This is a genomic window from Leifsonia sp. TF02-11 (assembly GCF_017565305.1).
Lineage (GTDB): Bacteria > Actinomycetota > Actinomycetes > Actinomycetales > Microbacteriaceae > Leifsonia.
In genome coordinates this window covers 365,509-384,851 of sequence record NZ_JAGEKP010000004.1, presented here as the reverse complement: position 1 = coordinate 384,851, position 19,343 = coordinate 365,509, and the positions used below count along the sequence as shown (strand labels likewise).

The 19,343-nt window shown below is 69.6% G+C and carries 15 protein-coding genes; 8 read left to right on the top strand and 7 right to left on the bottom strand.

Going from position 1 to position 19,343, the window contains the following annotated elements; genetic code table 11:
- Positions 1–6 precede the first annotated feature (6 nt).
- Positions 7–1,185, bottom strand: coding sequence for a septation protein SepH (gene sepH / locus JNB50_RS07655; RefSeq protein ID WP_208039498.1), 1,179 nt, complete (start codon positions 1,183–1,185; stop codon positions 7–9).
- 205 nt (positions 1,186–1,390) lie between these two features.
- Between sepH and JNB50_RS07650 the strand changes: the two genes are divergently transcribed.
- On the top strand, positions 1,391–1,684 hold the full coding sequence (locus JNB50_RS07650; RefSeq protein WP_025155643.1) for a DUF4193 domain-containing protein: 294 nt from the start codon (positions 1,391–1,393) through the stop codon (positions 1,682–1,684).
- Between the two features lie 28 nt (positions 1,685–1,712).
- On the opposite strand, the gene JNB50_RS07645 is transcribed toward JNB50_RS07650, so the two are convergent.
- Positions 1,713–2,174 (bottom strand): DUF3093 domain-containing protein, encoded by a 462-nt coding sequence (locus JNB50_RS07645; protein ID WP_208039497.1) that lies wholly within the window; start codon positions 2,172–2,174, stop codon positions 1,713–1,715.
- Positions 2,175–2,213: 39 nt separating this feature from the next.
- Between JNB50_RS07645 and dut the strand changes: the two genes are divergently transcribed.
- The 6 genes from dut (at position 2,214) to dxs (ending at position 11,496) form a co-directional block, all read left to right on the top strand.
- Complete coding sequence (gene dut / locus JNB50_RS07640) at positions 2,214–2,672, top strand: dUTP diphosphatase (protein ID WP_208039496.1); 459 nt, start codon at positions 2,214–2,216, stop codon at positions 2,670–2,672.
- Positions 2,669–3,313, top strand: coding sequence for a DUF3710 domain-containing protein (locus tag JNB50_RS07635; protein WP_208039495.1), 645 nt, complete (start codon positions 2,669–2,671; stop codon positions 3,311–3,313). The genes dut and JNB50_RS07635 overlap by 4 nt, the downstream gene beginning before the upstream one ends.
- Before the next feature lie 11 nt (positions 3,314–3,324).
- On the top strand, positions 3,325–4,113 hold the full coding sequence (locus JNB50_RS07630; protein ID WP_307794640.1) for a DUF3159 domain-containing protein: 789 nt from the start codon (positions 3,325–3,327) through the stop codon (positions 4,111–4,113).
- 27 nt (positions 4,114–4,140) lie between these two features.
- Positions 4,141–6,513, top strand: coding sequence for a cation-translocating P-type ATPase (locus tag JNB50_RS07625; protein ID WP_208039494.1), 2,373 nt, complete (start codon positions 4,141–4,143; stop codon positions 6,511–6,513).
- Positions 6,514–6,653: 140 nt separating this feature from the next.
- Entirely contained in the window at positions 6,654–9,464 is a 2,811-nt protein-coding gene (gene acnA / locus JNB50_RS07620; protein ID WP_374222249.1) for an aconitate hydratase AcnA, read from the top strand.
- Positions 9,465–9,543: 79 nt separating this feature from the next.
- Positions 9,544–11,496, top strand: coding sequence for a 1-deoxy-D-xylulose-5-phosphate synthase (dxs, locus tag JNB50_RS07615; RefSeq protein ID WP_208039492.1), 1,953 nt, complete (start codon positions 9,544–9,546; stop codon positions 11,494–11,496).
- A gap of 117 nt (positions 11,497–11,613) precedes the next feature.
- Here the strand turns inward: dxs and JNB50_RS07610 are convergent, their stop codons facing one another.
- Positions 11,614–12,144: a dihydrofolate reductase family protein gene (locus JNB50_RS07610; RefSeq protein ID WP_208039491.1), complete on the bottom strand. Its 531-nt coding sequence runs from the start codon at positions 12,142–12,144 to the stop codon at positions 11,614–11,616.
- 64 nt (positions 12,145–12,208) lie between these two features.
- On the opposite strand from JNB50_RS07610, the gene JNB50_RS07605 reads away from it, so the two are divergent.
- Positions 12,209–13,189 (top strand): aldo/keto reductase, encoded by a 981-nt coding sequence (locus JNB50_RS07605; RefSeq protein ID WP_374222253.1) that lies wholly within the window; start codon positions 12,209–12,211, stop codon positions 13,187–13,189.
- Positions 13,190–13,249: 60 nt separating this feature from the next.
- Here JNB50_RS07605 and JNB50_RS07600 read toward each other — a convergent pair whose 3' ends face one another.
- From JNB50_RS07600 to JNB50_RS07585, 4 genes are read right to left on the bottom strand one after another with little or no spacing between them, the layout of a single operon-like run.
- The gene (locus JNB50_RS07600; protein WP_208039489.1) at positions 13,250–16,216 is read right to left on the bottom strand and encodes a glycoside hydrolase family 2 TIM barrel-domain containing protein; all 2,967 of its coding nucleotides are present in this window, start codon (positions 16,214–16,216) and stop codon (positions 13,250–13,252) included.
- Positions 16,216–17,142, bottom strand: coding sequence for a carbohydrate ABC transporter permease (locus JNB50_RS07595; protein ID WP_208039488.1), 927 nt, complete (start codon positions 17,140–17,142; stop codon positions 16,216–16,218). The genes JNB50_RS07600 and JNB50_RS07595 overlap by 1 nt, the downstream gene beginning before the upstream one ends.
- A complete protein-coding gene (locus tag JNB50_RS07590; RefSeq protein ID WP_208039688.1) occupies positions 17,139–17,969 on the bottom strand; it encodes a carbohydrate ABC transporter permease in 831 nt (276 codons plus the stop codon). Before JNB50_RS07590 ends, JNB50_RS07595 begins: the two co-directional genes overlap by 4 nt.
- Complete coding sequence (locus JNB50_RS07585) at positions 17,957–19,294, bottom strand: ABC transporter substrate-binding protein (protein ID WP_208039487.1); 1,338 nt, start codon at positions 19,292–19,294, stop codon at positions 17,957–17,959. The genes JNB50_RS07590 and JNB50_RS07585 overlap by 13 nt, the downstream gene beginning before the upstream one ends.
- Positions 19,295–19,343 lie beyond the last annotated feature (49 nt).

Genomic DNA, 19,343 nt, shown 5'->3' with positions numbered 1-19,343 from the left:
ACCGGCTCAGGCCAGGTCGTCGTCCGTGCGCGCGCCGAAGACGATCTCGTCCCAGCTCGGCATCGCGGCGCGTCCCTTGCGGCGTCCGCCCGAGGCGGGCACCTGCTCCTGCTGGGCGGGGGAGGGCGCGGACGGCGTGGCTGCGGGCCGTGCGGGCTGCTCGGGCGCCGGTGCGAACTCCTCGATGACGGTGATGCTCTCCTCGACGAGACGGAAGGGCAGCGGGTCGAGGAGTGTCGGCTGCTCGACATCCGTCGGCCCGGCCTCCGGTCGGCCGGTGTCGCGGCGCTCGGGGAGCTCCGTGCGCTGCGGGCCGCGGTCGTCGTAGTTCGCGGCCTCGCGCTCGCCGCGGCGACGGCGCAGGGCCTCGAGGAGGTCGGCGGTCTGGTGCAGGTCGCGCGGCGTCTCGTCGTCGGCCCGTTTGATCGCGGAGACGGCGATGGAGTTGCTGGCACGGCCGGGCACGTGGGGCTCCAGCGGCTCGATCGGCTGCGTCACCTCGGGGCCGAGGAGGTCGGCGCCGGGAGCGGGGAAGGTGAAGGCGCCGCTGTCGAAGCGGGAGGTGTCCGGCTCGCCCTCGTGCGGCAGCACGGCGCGCAGTCGGGGGATGAGCGCCCCGCCGCGCAGCTCGCCCGCCTGCGAGAGCGTCGTCGCCTCCGAGTTGAGGGGCGCGAGCGCGTGCTTGCGCAGGTCGTAGCTCCAGCGGGCGTCGTGGTCGATCTCGTCTGCCGTGAACTCCAGCTTGACGATCCAGCCGGTCTCCTCGTCCTTCCAGCTCGCCCAGCGCTCGCCGGAGACGCCGAGCGAGGCCAGCCGGTCGCGGATCACCGAGCCGAAGGTGTCGGGGTCGCCCATCGGGTCGACCTCCGCGGAGGTGCGGACCGGCACGCTGAGCGCGCTCGCGACGACGTGTTCGCGTTCGGCGACGATCGGACCCTCGAAGCGCTGGACGTAGTCCAGGGGCGCCCCGGTGACCGCGGCGACGTCGTCGGCCGACATCCCGGAGCGGATGTGCGCCTGGATCTCGCGCGGCGAGAGTTTGGGCCCTTCGGTGGACGCCTGCTGCCGCACCTGCCGGATCTTCGACTGCAGCGTGTCGTCGACGGCGATGCGGAATCGCTCACCGTCGTCGCCGACGGCGACGATCGCGCCGTTCTCGACCCCGATGACCTTCAAATCCTGCATGGTGATGCCTTCCGAGCTCGCGTTCGTTCCGGCCCAGAATGCCACGAGAACGGGGGCTTTCCGGGGAATACCCCGGGCGTGCCGGAAGTTGAACACCGAGCAATCGCTGAGAGCCTCCTGCGTGGTTTTGCTATTCGCAGGGGATTGATGCAAACTATGGCCGCCGATTGCGAGAATCGGCCGTTACGACGAGAAGTGGATGGGCATGGCAACGGATTACGACGCACCGCGGAAGACCGAGGACGACTCCGAGTCGATCGAGGCCCTCAAGGAGCGAGTTCCGGACAAGATGTCTGGTGTCGTCGACGTCGAAGACGCCGACAACCCCGGCGGCTACGAGCTCCCCGGTGCCGACCTGTCGGACCTCGACCTCGACGTCGTGGTGCTGCCTCCTCAGGCTGACGAGTTCACCTGCGTGAGCTGCTTCCTGGTGAAGCACCGCTCGCAGATCGACCACGAGAGCAAGCTCGGGCCGATCTGCGTGGAGTGCGCCGCCTGAGCGTCGCACCGCACCGCTACGACGCCGGCTAGTCCCCGAGGGGGCTGGAGGAACGTCGGGCCTCATCGAGAACCCGGACCAACTGGTCCGGGTTTCTTGTCGAGATCAGCCAGTAGGGCGCCGGGTCGTCGACGTCGAGGACCGGCACCTTGACGACCGGTTTGATCCAGCCGCGGATGAGCAGCCAGGCGCGGGCGTCGAGCCGCTGGCCGCGCTGCAGCGTCGCCTCGCCGCCCCGGAAGGCCACCGGCTCGCCGATGAACTCCAGAGGGATCCGCGCGTGGCCCGCGAGCAGCTCGGCGGAGGTGACCCGGATGACGGGCGCGGAGACCAGCAGCGCGATCACGATGGCGGCATAGAAGACGATCGCGAGCACGACGCCGACGGCGAAGTTGATCGGGGCGAACACGAGCATCACGGCCGGCACGATGAGGATGGTGGAGATGAAGAGCCAGGGGGTCGCCCAGAGCCGTTCGCGATAGAGGTCCATACGCCTATTCGATCATCCTTCGTGCACTACCCTCGACACGTGACCGAAACCGTGGACGTCCCGATCATCGCCCAGCACCTCCCGGCGTACGCCCACCCCGGTGACGCCGGCGCCGACCTGTGTGCGGCGGAGGCGGTGACGCTGGCCCCCGGCGAGCGGCACACGGTCGCCACCGGCGTCTCGATCGCCCTTCCGGAGGGCTATCTCGCGTTCGTCGTGCCGCGCAGCGGTCTCGCCATGCGCCACGGCATCACCATCGTCAACGCGCCTGGCACCGTGGACGCCGGCTATCGCGGCGAGATCAAGGTGACCGTTCTGAATACGGACAGGTCGATGTCGTACGATATCGCCGTCGGCGACAGGATCGCCCAGCTGATCGTCATGCCGGTCGTGCAGGCCCGGTTCGTCCCCGTCGACACCCTCCCGGACAGCCACCGCGGCACCGCGGGCTTCGGCTCGTCCGGCTACACCGTCACCCAGGCAGGAGAACACGCTTGACCGACAGCAGCGACACCCCCGGCGAGGACCTCACGGCTCCTCAGGACGCAGACAAGTCCGCACCGGAGGATCGTGAGACGGAAGGTCCCCTCGACGAGAGCGAGGCGAACCCGGTCCGTCCCTATGTCGACCTCGGCGGCGTCAAGATCCTGCCTCGCGAGGGTCTCCACCTGCGGCTGGAGGTCGAGGAGGAGTCCCAGCGCGTCGTCGCGGTCGGGCTCGACTACGCCAACTCCACCCTGCAGGTGCAGCCGTTCGCCGCGCCGCGCTCCACCGGGTTGTGGCACGAGATCCGCGAGCAGATCGCGGAGCAGGTGCAGCGCCAGGGCGGCCGGGTGAGCGAGCGCGACGGCGTCTTCGGCCCGGAGCTGGTCGCCGAGATCCCCGTCGCCCCTCCGCAGGGTGCACCGGGGGAGACCCGCGTCGCACGCTTCGTCGGCGTCGACGGTCCCCGCTGGTTCCTGCGCGGAGTGATCGCGGGCGACGCGGCCGTGAAGCCGGAGGCCGCCGCGTTGGTGGAGGACCTGTTCCGCAGCATCGTCGTCGTGCGCGGCAACGTGCCGATGCCCCCGCGAGACCTCATCCCGCTGCGGATGCCGTCGGCGCCGAGCACCGGCGACAGCGGCTACTCGTCCCTGTGAGCGGTGGCGACGTGACCGAGCAGCAGCGCGACCCGCAGCAGGGCGCGGACGGGACGGGCGCTGAGGCGCGCGACGACCAGGTCGCGTCCACGGTCGGCGAGTCCCTCGCGCGTGCCGCCCGCAACTCGGGCATGGGTCAGCTCGTCGACGGCGGCGCTCCCACGGGCACGGCGCTCCTCTCCGCTCTCGGCGGCGTGCGCGGCCTCCTGGAGACCATCCTCCCCGGGCTCGTCTTCCTCATCCTCTTCACGTTCACGCAGAACGTGCCGCTCTCCATCGGCGTCTCGGTGGCTGTCGCTGTGGTGTTCACCGCGGTGCGGATCATCGGCAAGACGCCGATCACCCAGGCGCTGGCCGGCCTGATCGGCGTCGGGCTCTCGGCGATCTTCGCGCTCATCACGGGCCGCGGCGAGGACAACTTCATCCTCGGGATCTGGACCAACGCCGCGTACGCGGCCGCCCTCCTGATCTCGATCCTGGTGCGCTGGCCGCTGATCGGTCTCGCAGCCGGCTACCTGATGGGCGACGGGCTCGCCTGGCGGTCGGTCAAGTCGAAGTTCCGCGTCATGCAGGCGCTCACGTTCCTCTGGTTCCTGCTGTTCGCCGCGCGGCTCCTCGTCCAGGTCCCGCTCTATCTCGCGCACACCGACGGGGCCACGAGCGCGCTCGCGCTCACCAAGCTGCTGATGGGCGTGCCGCTCTATGCGCCGCTGCTGCTGGTGACCTGGTTCGTGGTCAAGGGCCAGTTCCCGCAGAAGCCGCAGCAAACGCCGCGCTCGCCGGAGAAGAACGCCGGTTAGCCGGCCACGCGTCCAGGAGGGGGAGGGATGCTCGACGCGCGCACCAGAGAGGGACTGAGCGCCGCGGAGGTGGCGGAGCGCCAGGCCGACGGCCGGGTCAACCTCCAACGCCAGGCGGGTTCGCGCTCGCTCGGCGACATCCTGCGCGAGAACATCTTCACGCTGTTCAACGGCATCCTCACCGGGTGTTTCATCGCGGTGCTGCTGCTCGGCGATCTGCGTGACGGCTTCTTCTACGGCGTCGTCGTCGTGAACGCGCTCATCGGCATCGTCCAGGAGGTCCGCGCGAAGCGGGTGCTCGACAAGGCGGCACTGCTCGCCGCTCCGGAGAGCAGGGTGCGCCGCGGCGGAGAGGTCGTCGCCATCCCGCTGCAGGAGGTCGTGCTCGACGACCTGCTCGTCCTGCGCCCGGGCGACCAGATCCCCGCAGACGCGGTCGTGGCAGAGAGCACGGGGCTCTCGCTCGACGAGTCGATGCTGACGGGCGAGTCCGACCCGGTCTTCAAAGACGACGGCGCGCAGCTGCTCTCCGGCTCGCACGTCGCGACCGGCACCGGCTACGCGGTCGTGACGGCCGTCGGCGCCGACTCCTACGCGAGCAAGCTCACCAGCGAGATCCGCCGCCACTCGCTGGTGCACTCCGAGCTGCGCGACGCCACCAACCGCATCCTCGTCTACCTGTCCTGGATCCTCGGGCCCGTCATCCTGGTGACCCTGATCGGCCGCGTGCTCGCGTACGGCGGCTTCGCCGAGCTCTTCACCGACAGCCGGTGGCGGCGCGCCCTCCTCGACGCGGTGGCGGCGGTCGTGGGCATGATCCCCGAGGGCCTGGTGCTGCTCACCAGCCTCGCGTTCGGGGTGGCCGCGATCCAGCTTGCCGCGCGCAAGGTGCTCGTGCAGGAGCTCGCGGCGGTCGAGGTGCTCGCCCGCGTCGACGTGCTCTGCCTGGACAAGACCGGCACCCTCACGACGGGCGAGCTGGAGCTCGAGGGGACCGAGTCGATCGGGGACGAACCCGCGGAGCTGGCCGAGACGGCCCTCGCGGCGTTCGGCGCCGACGACACCGGCAACGCGACGTCCGGGATCCTGTCGACCCGGTTCCGCAGCGACCGGTTCCGGATCGAGCGGCGCATCCCGTTCAGCTCGGCGACCAAGTACAGCGGGCTCGTGATGCAGGTCGACGGCGAGGAGACCTCCTGGGTGCTGGGCGCTCCCGAGCGGGTGCTCGCCGACCACGCCGAGCCGTTGCAGCGGGCGAACGCCATCGCCGCCACCGGCCGGCGCACGCTCGCCCTCGCCCGCGCGCTCGACCCGCTCCCGAGCGGCACCCACGTGCCGCTCACCGGCGTGCGGGTCGCGCCGGCGCTGCTCGTGATCCTGGGGGAGAACCTGCGATCGGAGGCGCCGGAGACCCTCGGCTACTTCAGCGAGCAGGCCGTGCGCGTCGTCGTGATGTCGGGAGACAATCCCGTCACCGTGGAGGCCATCGCCCGCGCCCTCAACATGGAGGGCGAGGCGATCGACGCCTCCACGCTCGCGACCGACGAGGAGCTCGCCGACGCCCTCGGCCGCGCGAGCATCTTCGGCCGGGTCAGCCCCGAGCAGAAGCGCACCGCCGTCGGCCTGCTGCAGCGCGAGGGCCGCACGGTCGCGATGACCGGCGACGGGGTCAACGACGCCATGGCCATCAAGGACGCCAACCTCGGCATCGCGATGGGGACGGCGACGGCGGCGACCAAGGCGGTGTCCCGGCTGGTGCTGCTCGACAACCGCTTCGACCGGCTGCCCGATGTGCTGGCCTCCGGCCGCCGCGTGATCGCCAACGTCGAGCGGGTGTCGAACATCTTCCTGGCCAAGACCGTCTACGGCATCCTGCTGGCCCTGGTCAGCGCGGTCGTGCTGTGGCCGTTCCCGTTCCTGCCGCGGCAGCTGACGCTGGTGTCGACCCTCGCCATCGGCATCCCCTCCTTCTTCCTCGCCCTCGCGCCGAACAAGCGCATCTACACCCCTGGCGTGCTCCCGCGCATCCTGCGGTACTCGATCCCGACAGGCGTGATCGCCGGGCTGACGGCGGTCGTCGCGTACGCGCCGCTGCACAGCGCCATCCCGCTGCACGAAGCGCGCAGCGTGACCACGGTCGCCCTGTTCTGCGTCTCGCTCTGGATCCTGTGCGTGCTCACGCGCCCGCTCACGATGTGGCGGTGGTTCCTGCTCGGCGGGGTCGCGGCGGCCTTCGTGCTGGTGTGCGTGATCCCGGCCACGGCGACGTTCTTCGAGATGCACCTCTCCCTCGATACCGCGCTGGCCTGGGGAGTCGCGGTCGGCATCGTCGGCTCGGCCGGAATCGAGCTCTTCTACCGGTTCGCCAGGCGGCGTGGCCTGGTGTTCGACCGGGAGTGAACGTGCTAGATTTTATCTTGACGTCAAGATACTTTCCTGAGCGGAACACTTAGGCTTACCTTGCTGGAAACACGCTTCGACGCACGACCAAGATGGACACGGCTCGCGGTGAATCGCCTGCCGACGAAGGAGAAGGCACAGTGTCAGCTGTAAATAGTTTCGGTGCGAAGAGCACCCTGACGGTGGGGTCGAAGGACTACACGATCTTCAAGATCGACACGGTCGAGGGGTACCGGAAGCTCCCGTTCAGCCTCAAGGTGCTGCTGGAGAACCTCCTGCGGACCGAGGACGGCGCCAACATCACCGCCGACCACATTCGCGCACTCGGCGGCTGGGACCCGCAGGCGGAGCCGGACACCGAGATCCAGTTCACGCCGGCCCGCGTGATCATGCAGGACTTCACCGGTGTGCCCTGCATCGTCGACCTCGCCACCATGCGCGAGGCCGTGTCGTCGCTCGGCGGCGACCCGAACAAGATCAACCCGCTGGCCCCGGCCGAGATGGTCATCGACCACTCCGTCATCGCCGACCTTTTCGGCCAGCCGGACGCGCTCGAGCGCAACACCGACATCGAATACGAGCGCAACGGCGAGCGTTATCAGTTCCTCCGCTGGGGCCAGACCGCGTTCGACGACTTCAAGGTCGTCCCGCCGGGCACCGGCATCGTCCACCAGGTCAACATCGAGTACCTCGCCCGTGTCACCATGACCCGTGAGGTCGGCGGCGAGCTCCTGGCCTACCCGGACACCTGCGTCGGCACCGACTCGCACACCACCATGGTCAACGGCCTCGGCGTGCTGGGCTGGGGCGTCGGCGGCATCGAGGCGGAGGCGGCCATGCTGGGCCAGCCGGTCTCCATGCTCATCCCCAAGGTCGTCGGCTTCAAGCTGACCGGCGCCATCCCGACCGGCGTGACCGCGACGGACGTCGTGCTCACCATCACCCAGATGCTGCGCAAGCACGGCGTCGTCGGCAAGTTCGTCGAGTTCTACGGCGCCGGCGTCGCGGAGGTCCCGCTGGCCAACCGCGCCACCATCGGCAACATGAGCCCGGAGTTCGGCTCGACCGCCGCGATGTTCCCCGTCGACGACGTGACCCTCGACTACCTGCGCCTCACCGGCCGCAGCGAGGAGCAGGTCGCCCTGGTCGAGGCGTACTCGAAGGCGCAGAGCCTGTGGCACGACCCGGCCAGCGAGCCGGTCTTCTCCGAGTACCTCGAGCTCGACCTCTCGACGGTCGTCCCGTCGATCGCCGGCCCGAAGCGCCCGCAGGACCGCATCGAGCTCAGCGAGGCCAAGAGCCAGTTCGAGAAGGACCTCACAGACTACGCGGAGATCTCGCACGACCTGGTCGACCTGACCATCTCGGAGTCGTTCCCGGCGTCCGACCCCGGCGAGCTGCAGCCGGAGGACTCCTACAGCCACCACGTGCACACGCACCACAGCCACGCCCCGAAGACGGCCTCCAACCCGACCCCGGTGAAGCTGGGCGACGGCACCGACTTCGTGATCGACCACGGCGCGGTCGCCATCGCGGCGATCACCTCGTGCACGAACACGTCGAACCCGTCGGTCATGCTGGCGGCCGGCCTCCTGGCTCGCAACGCGGCCAAGAAGGGCCTCAAGGCCAAGCCGTGGGTCAAGACCACGCTCGCCCCGGGCTCGAAGGTCGTCACGGACTACTACGAGAAGGCCGGACTCACGAAGGACCTGGAGGCCCTCGGCTTCTACACGGTCGGCTACGGCTGCACCACCTGCATCGGCAACTCGGGCCCGCTGCTCGACGAGATCTCGCAGGCGGTCAACGACAGCGACCTCGCCGTCACCGCCGTGCTCTCGGGTAACCGCAACTTCGAGGGCCGCATCAACCCCGATGTCAAGATGAACTACCTGGCGAGCCCGCCGCTGGTCATCGCGTACGCGCTCGCCGGTTCGATGAACTTCGACTTCGAGGTCGACCCGCTGGGCACCGACACCGACGGCAACGACGTCTTCCTGAAGGACATCTGGCCCGATGCAGCCGAGGTGCAGCAGACGATCGACTCCTCCATCAACGAGGGCATGTTCGTCCACCAGTACTCCTCGGTCTTCGAGGGCGATGAGCGCTGGAAGTCGCTCGCCACCCCGACCGGCTCGGTGTTCGAGTGGGACGCGAAGTCGACCTACGTGCGCAAGCCTCCGTACTTCGAGGGCATGACGCTGGAGACCACTCCGGTCGCCGACATCACCGGCGCCCGCGTGCTGGCGAAGCTCGGCGACTCGGTCACCACCGACCACATCTCGCCCGCCGGCTCCATCAAGGCGGACAGCCCGGCCGGCCAGTACCTGACCGAGCACGGCATCGACCGCAAGGACTTCAACTCGTACGGCTCGCGCCGTGGCAACCACGAGGTGATGATCCGCGGCACGTTCGCGAACATCCGCCTGCGCAACCAGCTCCTCGACGGCGTCGAGGGTGGATACACGCGTGATTTCACCAAGGCCGACGGCCCGCAGTCGTTCATCTACGACGCGTCGCAGAACTACCAGGCGCAGGGCACCCCGCTCGTCGTCCTGGGCGGCAAGGAGTACGGCTCCGGCTCGTCGCGCGACTGGGCGGCCAAGGGCACGAGCCTCCTCGGCGTCCGCGCGGTCATCACCGAGAGCTTCGAGCGCATCCACCGTTCGAACCTGATCGGTATGGGCGTCGTTCCGCTCCAGTTCCCGGCCGGCGAGAGCATCGAGTCGCTGGGCCTCGACGGCACCGAGTCGTTCTCGATCACGGGCCTCGAGGAGCTCAACGAGGGCCGCACGCCCAAGACCGTGCACGTCGTCGCCGAGCCCACCGAGCACTCGCCCGCGGGCAAGCAGGTCGTCGAGTTCGACGCGGTGGTCCGGATCGACACCCCCGGTGAGGCCGACTACTACCGCAACGGCGGCATCCTGCAGTACGTGCTGCGGAGCCTGGTGTAATCAGACCGTTGTCAAGGGGAGGCTCGGGATCGCACGGTTCCGAGCCTCCTCCGATTCACACGGTTCTACACTGAAATCCATGAGCATCCTCGAAACCATCCACGGGCCGCGTGATCTCGACCGGCTCACGGACAAGGAGCTCGACCAGCTCGCCGCAGAAGTGCGGACCTTCCTGGTCGCCAACGTCTCGAAGACCGGCGGCCACCTCGGTCCGAACCTCGGCGTCGTCGAGACGACGATCGCGATCCACCGGGTCTTCGACTCGCCGCGCGACGCGATCGTGTTCGACACCGGCCACCAGTCGTACGTGCACAAGCTGCTCACCGGCCGCCAGGACTTCTCGCGGCTGCGGCAGCGCGGCGGGCTCGCCGGCTACCCCCAACGCTCCGAGTCCGAGCACGACATCGTGGAGAGCTCGCACGCCTCCTCGTCGCTCAGCTGGGCAGACGGCATCTCCCGGGCGTTCGGCATGACCGGCCAGGACGACCGGCACGTGGTCGCCGTCGTCGGCGACGGCGCGCTCACCGGCGGGATGACGTGGGAGGCGCTCAACAACATCTCCGACGACAACAACCGCCGATTGATCATCGTCGTCAACGACAACGGTCGCTCGTACGCTCCGACCATCGGCGGCATGGCTCGGTTCCTCAACACCGTGCGCACCCGCAGGAGCTACCGCAACCTCTACCTCAGCAGCCGCAAGGCGTTCGACAAGCTCGGGTCGCCCGGTCAGTCGTTCTACCGCGGCATCCGCGGCGGCCTGCACGGCTTCCTGAGCCGGTTCTCGAACAACGAGGCGCTGTACTCCAACCTCGACATCAAGTACATCGGGCCGGTGCACGGGCACGACATCCACGCGATGGAGGAGGCGCTCCGCCAGGCGAAGAACTACGGCGCCCCGGTCATCGTGCACGCGATCACCCAGAAGGGCCGCGGTTACGAGCCGGCTCTGCGCGACGCGGCGGACCAGTTCCACGCCGTCGGGCAGATCGACCCGGAGACCGGCGAGCCCATCGAGAGCTCCACCAAGCCGAGCTGGACCGGCGTCTTCGCCGACGAGATCGTGAAGCTCGCCGAGAAGAACCCGAAGATCGTCGGCATCACCGCCGCGATGCTGCGGCCGACCGGACTCCACAAGTTCGCCGAGCGGTTCCCCGACCGCGTGCACGACGTCGGCATCGCCGAGCAGCACGCAGCGACGAGCGCCGCGGGCCTCGCCTACGGCGGCCTCCACCCGGTCGTCGCGATCTACGCGACCTTCATCAACCGCGCGTTCGACCAGGTGCTGATGGACGTCGCCCTGCACAAGGCGGGCGTGACGTTCGTGCTCGACCGGGCCGGTGTCACGGGCCCCGACGGCCCCAGCCACCACGGCATCTGGGATCTGGCGATCCTGCAGGTGGTGCCGAACATCCGGCTGGCGGCGCCGCGCGACGGCACCCGCTTCCGCGAGGAGCTGGGAGAGGCCGTGGCGGTCGACGACGCGCCGACCGTGCTGCGGTTCCCGAAGGGGAACGTGCAGGCCGACATCCCCGCCGTGCGCCGCCTCGACGACGGTGTGGACGTGCTGCGCGAGTCGGACGCGCGCGATGTGCTGCTGGTGACGGTCGGCCCGATGGCCGACCTCGGCCTCAAGGTCGCGGACCGACTCGCTGCGCAGGGCATCGGTGCGACGGTCGTGGACCCGCGCTGGGTCGTGCCCGTGCCGCGCAGCATCCTGAGCCTGGCGGCCGAGCACCGGATCGTCGTCACCATCGAAGACGGCGTGCGGGTCGGCGGCATCGGAACGCGGGTGCGCCAGGACCTGCGGGAGGCTGGGATCGACACGGCCGTCGACGAGCTCGGCCTGCCCGACGCGTTCATCGACCACGCGACGCGCGACCAGATCCTCGACGACGCCGGGCTCACCCCGCAGAAGATCGCCCGCGATCTGGTCGCCCAGGTGCTCGGCAGCCGCATCCCGATCGCCCGGCCGCTGCCGGTCGAGGAGCCGGCACCGGAGGGCGTCGACGCCAAGAAGCGCCGCGCCTGACGCTCCTGCGCGCTCCGCCGCCGCCGAGGGGCACGTTGTTGTCCCCTTCGACGCTCGAAGGGGACAACAACGTGCCCCTCGGCGTTGCGGTGGGCGGGGTTTGGACGGGGGCGCGGCTCAGGCGAAGCGGTAGACGTGCTCGATGCTGCCGGAGGGGAACGTCTTGCTGCTCGACAGCACCAGCGGACGGCTCGCCTCGGCCACGGGGAGTAACGGCTTGCCCGATCCGACGAGCACGGGGACGTAGGTCACGTGCAGCTCGTCGATGAGCCCGCGGTCGGCGAACTGCGCGGCCAGAGCGCCGCCGCCGACCAGCCAGACGTCGCGATCGTCCGCGGCCTCCCGCACCTCGGCGTCGAGCTGCTCGACGTCGCCGGCGAAGACGGTGATCGAGGCGCCCTCGATGGTGGGCAGCGCGCGGTGCGTGACCACCCAGGTGGGGATGTCGGCGTACGGCCAGGCGCCCTGCGCGAGCACGAACTCGTACGTGGTGGCGCCCATCACGAGCGCGCCGATACTGGACAGGAAAGCCTGGTAGTGCTCGTCGAACTCCTCGAAGCCGAACTGCTCGAGCCATTCGATGCGGTCGTGGGTGTCGGCGATGAATCCGTCGATGGAGGACGCGACGTAGTACTTGGTGAGGGTCATGTCGGCGACCGTATCAGGAGGGTCGGACACCAGAGGTCCGCGGGTCTATCGTGACGGTATGGCATTGATGACGATCACACTGGGAACGGAGAAGCTCGAGGTCTCGCGGCTCGGCCTCGGCTGCATGGGGATGAGCGCGTTCTACACCGGAGCCGGCACCGACGACGCGGGCTCGATCCGCACCATCCACCGCGCGATGGACCTCGGAGTCACCTTCTTCGACACCGCCGAGATCTACGGACCGTACACGAACGAGGAACTGCTGGCACGCGCCTTCGCGGGCGGGCGCCGCGACAAGGTGGTCATCGCCACGAAGTTCGGCACCATCCTGCACCGCTCGAAGGACGAGCGCGGCCTCGACGGCTCGCCCGAGAACGTCCGCCTGTCGGTCGAGGGGTCGCTGCGGCGACTGCAGACCGACCACATCGACCTCTACTACCAGCACCGGATGGACCCGGGCACGCCGATCGAGGACACCGTCGGCGCGCTCGCGGAGCTGATCGAGGAGGGCAAGATCCGCCACTACGGTCTGTCGGAGGCCGCGCCGGAGACGATCGTGCGCGCGAACGCAGTGCACCCGGTCACCGCGGTGCAGACCGAGTACTCGCTGTGGACGCGAGACCCGGAGTCGGAGGTGCTGCCGACCGTGCGCGAGCTCGGCATCGGCTTCGTGCCGTACTCTCCGCTCGGCCGCGGGTTCCTCACCGGTTCGATCCGCTCCCTCGACCAGCTCGCCGACGACGACTTCCGCCGCTTCAACCCGCGCTTCGAGGGCGACAACCTGGAGGCCAACATCCGGATCGTGGAGGAGGTCGACGCGGTGGCCCGCGAGGCCGGGGCCGCCCCCGGGCAGGTCGCGCTCGCCTGGCTGCTGTCGAAGGGCGACGACCTGGCCCCCATCCCCGGAACGCGACGCGTCGAGAACCTCGAGCAGAACGTGGCGGCGGCCGACCTCGACCTCACACCGGAGCAGCTCGCCCGCCTCGACCGCGTCGCCGCGCCGGTGGGGGATCGGTATGCGGACATGAGCCCGTTGAACAAGTAGCCGAAGCGAGGGACGCGACTCGACGGTTGGATCACACCGTCGAGTCGCGTCCCTTTGCGCTCACCCCCGGAACCGCATCCGCAGCGTGCGCGCCTCCGGCCGCAGCGCGAACGCGGGCCACACGTCAGGACCGCAGGCGCGGGAGCCCAGGCCGTGTTGGGCCGCGTCGACGAACAGGTAGGTCGTGTCGGAGGGCGGCAGCTCGTGCGGGTGGCCTGCGGCTGCGACCTGCTGCGGGGTGTGCCGCGACAGTGAGAAGCCGGGGAGCCGCCCGCGGCTGTCCGCGGTCGTGGTGAAACCGAAGGCGCCGAGGTCGACCTCGCGTACGGCCGTGCGGTGGCCGGTCTCCTGCGGGCGGGCGTACTCCACGTTCAGCTCGTCCATCGTGGCGCGGAAGCGACCGACGTACGCGGCGCGCGTGCTGTCCGGATACGACTCCAGCGGGCCGAGCCCGAACCATTCGGCGGTGTCGATCGGGTTCCTGTCGTCCGGCAGGTCGAATCGGACGCCGATCCGGGGCCAGACGGTCGACCAGCCCGTGGACGGCTCGATCTCGATGCGCAGCTCGAGTTCGTCGTCGTGCGCCGTCCAGATCGTCTCGACCGTCACGGAGTCCACCGAGTTCGCGGCCGAGACGCGCGTGACCGTGCGCAGAGCGCCCGGTGCCTCCTGTACCGATACCAGCCGGTGCGTGAGCCGGTCGAGGCCCTGCTCCCGCCAGAGCCGGGCGCTGGAGACTCCTGGGATGCTCACGTCGCTGTACACCGGGTCGGCGGCGGCCGCGCCCTCGTCGTTGTCCGTCGGCGCGCGGAAGAGCTCCAGGCGCGGCCCGGCGACCGGGCGGCCGGCCAGACGGACGAGCGAGCCGCGGTCGAACGAGGCGAGGGCGATGTCGATGCTGCCGGACGAGTCCCGCCACCCGGACACGGCCGCAGGTGCTTTGCGTCGCACCGCCCGCGGCGGAGTCCGGTCGAGCTGCGCGCGTGCGACCACGTGCCCGGCGGTCGCCCAGGGAACGTCCTCCGCGAGCACCGCCTCCACCGTGACCCACGTTTCGCCGTCGCCGGCGACGGGGATGGCCGGCAGGGTCACGCGCGTGGCATCCCCGGCCGCGACCGCCGGCGCGTCCAGGGTTCCGGAGGCGGCCTCCCTGCCGTCGTGTTCGACCCGCCAGCGCACGGCCAGGTCCGCGCTGCTCGCGCTGTGCCGCCGGTTGGTCACGATCAGCTCGGAGCCGTCGTCCGAGAAGGTCAGCGCGACCGGCTGCGCCACCGCGGCGAACTCGTGGAGGCCAGGCGTGGGCACATCGTTCGACAGCACCATGCCGTCCATCACGAAGTTTCCGTCGTGGACGACCTCGTTGAAGTCGCCGCCGTACGCGTAGAACGGCGTGCCGTCGGCGGTGTGCGTCAGGATGCCGTGATCCCGCCACTCCCACACGAAACCGCCGTGCAGCCGCGGGTGGGCGTCGACCAAGGCCTCGTACTGGTCGAGTGCGCCCGGGCCGTTGCCCATGGCATGCGCGTACTCGCAGAGCAGGAACGGCTTGGTGCGCTGCCGCGCGCCCTGCGCGGGCGTGCAGCCGAGCAGGGGCGTGAGCGAACCATCGGTGCCGATCTGCTCGGTCTCGGGCACGGACGAGTACATCCGCGAGTAGACGTCGGTGTACTCGCCGGTGTAGTCGCCCTCGTAGTGCACCGGACGCTCGGGGTCGCGCTCGTGCACCCACGCCGACATCGCCGCGAGGTTGGCGCCCGTACCCGACTCGTTCCCCAGCGACCACATCACGATCGCCGGATGGTTCTTGTCGCGCTCCACCGTCCGGCGGATCCGGTCGAGATAGGCCTCGCGCCAGCGGGGATCGTCGCTCGGGTTGTCCTGCCAGCCCGCCTTCTCGAAGCCGTGCGTCTCGAGGTCGCACTCGAGGACGACCCAGAATCCCAGCTCGTCGGCCAGGTCGAGCAGGCGGGGATGCGGCGGGTAGTGGCTGGTACGGATCGCGTTGACGTTGAACCGCTTCATCCGCATGAGGTCGGCCCTGGCGTGCTCCTCATCGAAGACCCGGCCGCGCTCGGGGTGCGTCTCGTGGCGGTTCATCCCGTGGAAGACGACGCGCCGGCCATTGACGAGGAAGCGGTCGCCCCGGATCTCCACGGTGCGGAAGCCGAGGCGCAGCGAGACGGTCTCACCACGGGAGGTCACCGTCGCGTCGTAGAGCCGGGGCGACTCGGCGGTCCAGGGGTCGACGGCACCGACCGCGACGGGCGCGACCTCGGCCGGGGCCGCCCAGACGACCTCGACGCCGAGCTCGGGGAGGCGGAGGGTCACAGGGAAGGCGTCCTCGGTCGCCGTGACCTCCGGGTCGATCGTTCCGCGGCCCTCGGCGAACCCGGTGCGCAGCCAGACGTCCTCCAGGCCGTCGGCAGGCCGCGCCGACAGTGTGACGTCGCGGAAGATCCCGGGAAGCCACCACTGGTCCTGGTCCTCCAGGTAGCTGGCGGCCGACCACTGGTGCACCCGGACCGAGAGCAGGTTGGCTCCGGCGCGCACCAGGTCGGTGACGTCGAACTCGTGGGCGAGCCGGCTGCCGCTCGCCGCGCCCGCCTCCGTACCGTTCACCCACACCCGGTACAGCGACTCCACCCCGTCGAAGCGCAGTACGATGCGTGCGTCGTCCGGCCAGCCGGTCGGGAGGTCGAAGTGCCGCCGGTAGTCGCCCGTCGGGTTCTCGTCGGGGACGAAGGGAGGCTCGATCGGGAACGGGAACTGCACGTTGGTGTAGATCGGCCGCCCGTACCGGCCGTCGCCCTGCAGGACCCAGTGCGCCGGAACGGGGAGCGAGTCCCAGGCGGCATCGTCCAGGCTCGGCGACGCGACATCATCGGGGAGGTCGGCGCTCGGCGAGAGCCGGAACCTCCATTCTCCGTTCAGGGAGAGCGACGGGGCGTCGGAGTGCAGCCACGAACGCGGCGTGCGCACGGCGCCGTGGGCGGGCGCGGTGTCGGAGAGGAGGCGGGGGACGGGCACTATTTCACTGCTCCTTCGGTGAGACCGCCGCGCCAGAACCGCTGCAGGACGATCATGGCGATGGCGAGGGGGATGACCGACAGCAGGACGCCGCCGGTGGTCAGCTCGTAGAACTCGGGCAGCCGGTCGGTCTGGCTGCGCCATGTGTTGAGGCCGAGCGTGATGGGGTACAGCCGGTCGTCGGAGAGCATGACCAGCGGGAGGAAGTAGTTGTTCCAGATCCCGACCAGCTGGAACAGGAACACGGTCACCAGTGCCGGCGTGAGGATGCGCAGGCCGACGGTGTGGAAGATCCGGAGCTCGCCCGCGCCGTCGAGCCGTGCCGCCTCCAGGAGGGCGCCGTCGACCGTCGCGTCGGCGTAGATCCGGCAGAGGAACAGTCCGAACGGCGACACCAGGGAGGGCAGGAGCACCGCCCAGTAGGTGTTCGCCAGCCCCAGCTCGCTGAACAGCAGGAACAGTGGGAGGGCGGTGGCGGTGCCGGGCACGAGCACCCCGCCGAGGACGAGCCCGAACACGAACCCGCGGCCGCGGAACTCGTACTTGGCCAGCGCATAACCGCCCGCAGCGGCGAAGTAGGTGGCGAGGAGCGCACCGACTCCGGCGTAGATCACCGAGTTGAGGAACCAGCGCAGGAAGATCCCGTCGTCGTAGGTCAGCACCTCGGTCAGGTTGTGCCAGAGCGCCACGTCGCCGGCGAACCAGAACCCGTTCGTCGCGAAGAGATCCTGGGTCGTCTTGGTCGCCGCGACCACCACCCAGTAGACGGGTACGAGGAAGTACACCGCGACGACCACGAGGATGCTCGTGACGAGGATGCGCATCCCCGGCGTCCGCCCGGCGGACCGGTCGTGCGCCGATCGAGGGGCGCGCGCGCTGAGGGAGATGGTGGGGGTCGGCTCGCGCTGTTCGAGGGTCGCGGTCATCGGGTCCTCCGGTTGGTCAGGCGCAGGAAGGCGAACGACAGGGCGAACGCGACGAGGGCGATGAGCACGGCCTGCGCGGCCGCCACGTTGTAGTCGTTGTAGGCGAATGCGGTCGTGTACGCGCTGAGGTTCGGCGTGTACTCGCTGTCGATCGCGGGGGAGGAGGTCTGCAGCACCTGCGGTTCGGCGAAGAGCTGGAGGGTGCCGATGATCGAGAACACCACGGTCAGGGTCAGCGCCGGCCGGATGAGCGGCAGCTGGATGCTCCGCGCGACCCGCCACGGGCTCGCGCCGTCGACCTTCGCCGCCTCGTACACCTCGGTCGGGATCGACTTCAGCTGGGCGATGATGATCATCATGTTGTAGCCGGTGTAGGTCCAGGTCACGATGTTCGCGATGGACCAGAGCACGGTGTCCGGTCCGAGGAAGTCGAGCTGCAGGCCGAAGGCCGCGCCCAGATCGACCAGCGGGCTGAGACCCGGGATGTACAGGAACGACCAGAGGATCGTCGCGATCACGCCAGGAATCCCGTACGGGAGGAAGTAGACCGCCCGGAACAGTCCGGGCCAGCGGGCGGAGGCCGATTCCAGCAGCAGGGCGAGCACCGTGCAGAGTGCGATCATCAGCGTGACCTGCACGATTCCGAACAGCAGGACGCGGCCGATCGACGCGAGGAAGTTCGGGTTGCCGATCGCCTGCGCGTAGTTGGCGAACCAGGCGAACTCGGTGGTCACCCCCTTCTCGCCGAAGACGCCGGACCTGGTCACCTTCGTGAAGCTGCTCACGACGGCGACGATGATCGGGAGGACGAAGGTCAGCGCGAACAGCGCGAGGAACGGAGCCCTTTGTCGCGGAACGCGCGCATGATGTTCCGCTCGCTCTGCGCCACGGCGTCGACCAGCGTCGACCCGGAGGGCTTCTTGCGGAAGCCGTCCGCGAGGATGTTGAACGACTGCTGGGTGATCGGCCACCACGACCAGTCCGGGTTCTGCTCCCGCGATGCCGGGAGGAAGACCTCCTCGTTGTAGCTCTGGCCGCCGAACCACGCGGAGGGCTTCGTGCGGGACGAGCCGATGTCGTCGCGCGCGGGCGACCAGCCGATCCCGCTGTTGCGGATCATCGCGTCGATGCCCTCCGGGCTCGTCGTCATCCAGACAGCGAACTCGAGCGCCTCACGCGGGTGCCGGCTGTTCGCCAGCACGGCGGCGGTGGAGCCGCCGAGCGCGCTCGACCCGTAGCCGCCGGAACCCCAGCGGGGAAGCGGCGCCACCCGCCACTTGCCCTCTCCTCCCGAGACGCCCTGCAAGAGCGCGTCACCCCAGCTCGCGCTGGCGCACGAGGCGATCGTGTCGCGCGCGGCCGCGGCGAACCAACCGCTCGAGAATGCGCCGTAGCCGGTCTGCAGGATCCCGGTGTCGATGGCCCTGTCGAAGAAGCGCGCGGTGTTCAGGGTCGCCTCGTCGGTCATGTCGATGACCCAGCGGTCGCCGTCGACCCTGAGCCAGGATGCGCCCGCTTGGCCGGAGACGGCGGCGAACCAGGAGGGATCGGCGAAGTTGAACGCGTCGATGTACACGCCGGTCTTCTTCAGCTCGGCGCCCACCGTCGCCCATTCATCCCAGGTGGCGGGGGCCGTCGCGCCGACCCTCTCGAAGAGATCGGGGCGGTGGTAGAGAGCCATCGGACCGGAGTCCTGCGGGATGGCGTACACCCCGTCGACGAAGCTGACCTGGCTCCAGAGCGTCGGGTCGTAGCGCTCGGCGAACTCGTCGGCGCCGTAGCGGCGGAGGTCGATCAGGCCGTTGACCAGCATGAACTCCGGCACGCTCCGGAGTTCGACCTGGGCGATGTCGGGGCCGCCGCCGGCAGCGAGGGCGGAGTACAGCTTCTGGTACCCGCCGGAGTTGCCGCCGGGGATCCAGACGGCTTCGACCTGCACATCGGGATGCGTCGCGTTCCAGACGTCGGCGACCTTCTGGAGATCCTTGAGCCACGCCCAGTAGGTGAGTGTGATCTTCTCGCCCGCGGCGGCCGGGCGGATCACCGACCCGCTGTTCGCCGAAGTGGTACCGGGAGTGGTGCAGCCGGCGAGCAGTGCTGCTGCGCCGGCGGCTCCGAGGCCGAGGAGGGATCGTCGTGTCAGTCGCGTCATAGCCTTCACTTCATCGTGGGAGCGGTAGCATCGACGCTAGTCGAAAATA

Excerpts from the sequence above, each read along its gene's own strand:
- sepH (WP_208039498.1), bottom strand. The coding sequence starts at position 1,185 with ATGCAGGATTTGAAGGTCATCGGGGTCGAGAACGGCGCGATCGTCGCC.
- JNB50_RS07650 (WP_025155643.1), top strand. The coding sequence starts at position 1,391 with ATGGCAACGGATTACGACGCACCGCGGAAGACCGAGGACGACTCCGAG.
- JNB50_RS07645 (WP_208039497.1), bottom strand. The coding sequence starts at position 2,174 with ATGGACCTCTATCGCGAACGGCTCTGGGCGACCCCCTGGCTCTTCATC.
- JNB50_RS07625 (WP_208039494.1), top strand. The coding sequence starts at position 4,141 with ATGCTCGACGCGCGCACCAGAGAGGGACTGAGCGCCGCGGAGGTGGCG.
- dxs (WP_208039492.1), top strand. The coding sequence starts at position 9,544 with ATGAGCATCCTCGAAACCATCCACGGGCCGCGTGATCTCGACCGGCTC.
- JNB50_RS07610 (WP_208039491.1), bottom strand. The coding sequence starts at position 12,144 with ATGACCCTCACCAAGTACTACGTCGCGTCCTCCATCGACGGATTCATC.
- JNB50_RS07595 (WP_208039488.1), bottom strand. The coding sequence starts at position 17,142 with ATGACCGCGACCCTCGAACAGCGCGAGCCGACCCCCACCATCTCCCTC.
- JNB50_RS07585 (WP_208039487.1), bottom strand. The coding sequence starts at position 19,294 with ATGACGCGACTGACACGACGATCCCTCCTCGGCCTCGGAGCCGCCGGC.